The 1,232-nt window shown below is 61.0% G+C and carries 1 protein-coding gene, 1 tRNA gene and 1 rRNA gene; 1 reads left to right on the top strand and 2 read right to left on the bottom strand.

Features of this window, described 5'->3' with window-relative positions; genetic code table 11:
- Positions 1-205 precede the first annotated feature (205 nt).
- Complete coding sequence (locus A9D60_RS03625; protein ID WP_175392883.1) at positions 206-871, top strand: zinc ribbon domain-containing protein; 666 nt, start codon at positions 206-208, stop codon at positions 869-871.
- Between the two features lie 112 nt (positions 872-983).
- On the opposite strand, the gene A9D60_RS03620 is transcribed toward A9D60_RS03625, so the two are convergent.
- Positions 984-1,060, bottom strand: a tRNA-Met gene (locus A9D60_RS03620).
- 45 nt (positions 1,061-1,105) lie between these two features.
- Positions 1,106-1,220, bottom strand: a 5S ribosomal RNA gene (gene rrf, locus A9D60_RS03615).
- Between the last annotated feature and the right edge of the window lie 12 nt (positions 1,221-1,232).

The following is a 1,232-nucleotide window of genomic DNA, read 5'->3' as shown; positions in this document are numbered from 1 at the left end:
ACCGACTGTTGCACCATGCCGTTGTGGTCCAGATCGAGGGCGCCAGCTACCGGTTGCGCAAACATGCTGACCTGATCCCCGAGCACACCCGCGCCCATGCCAACATTGCACCGCCGCTCCCGCCGAAACGGCGCGGCCGGCCACCAAAAAACGGAGGTGCCGATCACCATCGCGGCTGATCGCCGAACCCGCGAGGTGGGGAAATTTGCGCCAGCACTTCCGGGGAAATTCAATCCAGCATTTACACCGGGTACAGGCCATGAAAGCCACCCGCTTCTGGGAGAAGCGGCGTAAACTGCATCTCCTGACCGGGATTGCATTCTGCGGCAGCTGTGGCGGGCCGCTGGCGGCTGCGGGCCGGGACTACCTTGCCTGCTCCGCCGCCCGTAAGCTCGGAACCTGCAATCACAAGGAATCCGTGCGGCGCCCGATTTTGGAAGAAGCCGTGCTGAACTTGTTGCGCGCCAGGCTGATGCAGCCCGATGCCGTCGCCGCCTTCGTCAAGGCATTCACAATGGCCGCCAACACCGAAGCTGACAGCCAGGAAGCAGCCCGCGCGCGGCTCAAGTCCGAACGCGCCACCGCCAGTCACAAGCTTGACGGGCTTTATGACGCGATTGCAGAAGGCCTCCGCACCCCCGGTCTTCTGGTTCGGCTGGAAGAACTGGAGGCACGCCTCTCAGAGCTAGATTTCGAACTCGCGGCTCCTGCCCCAGAACCGGTTCGGTTCAATCCCAATCTCTCTGAGCTTTACCGAAAGAAGGTCGCCGAGCTTTCCGCGACCCTCGCAGACCCAGAGGTCCGCACTGAGGCCCTGGAGACGGTACGCGGTCTCATCGAGCGCGTGGTGGTAAGCCACAAGAACGGCTAGGCCACGGTGGCTCTCGAAGGCGCGCTGGCAGCGATGATCGGCCTGGCCCAAAACGCAAAAAGCCCTTCCGGAGAAGGGCTTGACGGGAACACGCTTGGGTGTTCGGTAAAAGTGGTTGCGGGAGCAGGATTTGAACCTGCGACCTTCAGGTTATGAGCCTGACGAGCTACCTGGCTGCTCCATCCCGCGTCAGGTGTTTTGTTATCGTTTAGAGAGATGTTTGGATTTTACTAGGTTTGGCGGTGACCTACTCTCCCAGGGCTTGAGCCCAAGTACCATCGGCGCGACAGTGCTTAACTTCCGGGTTCGGGATGGGACCGGGTGTTTCACTTGTGCTGTAGCCACCAAACCGAGGAAAATC

The organism is Leisingera sp. JC1 (assembly GCF_001679925.1).
In the GTDB taxonomy this organism is placed as follows: domain Bacteria; phylum Pseudomonadota; class Alphaproteobacteria; order Rhodobacterales; family Rhodobacteraceae; genus Leisingera.
This window is presented reverse-complemented; position numbering and strand designations above follow the sequence as displayed.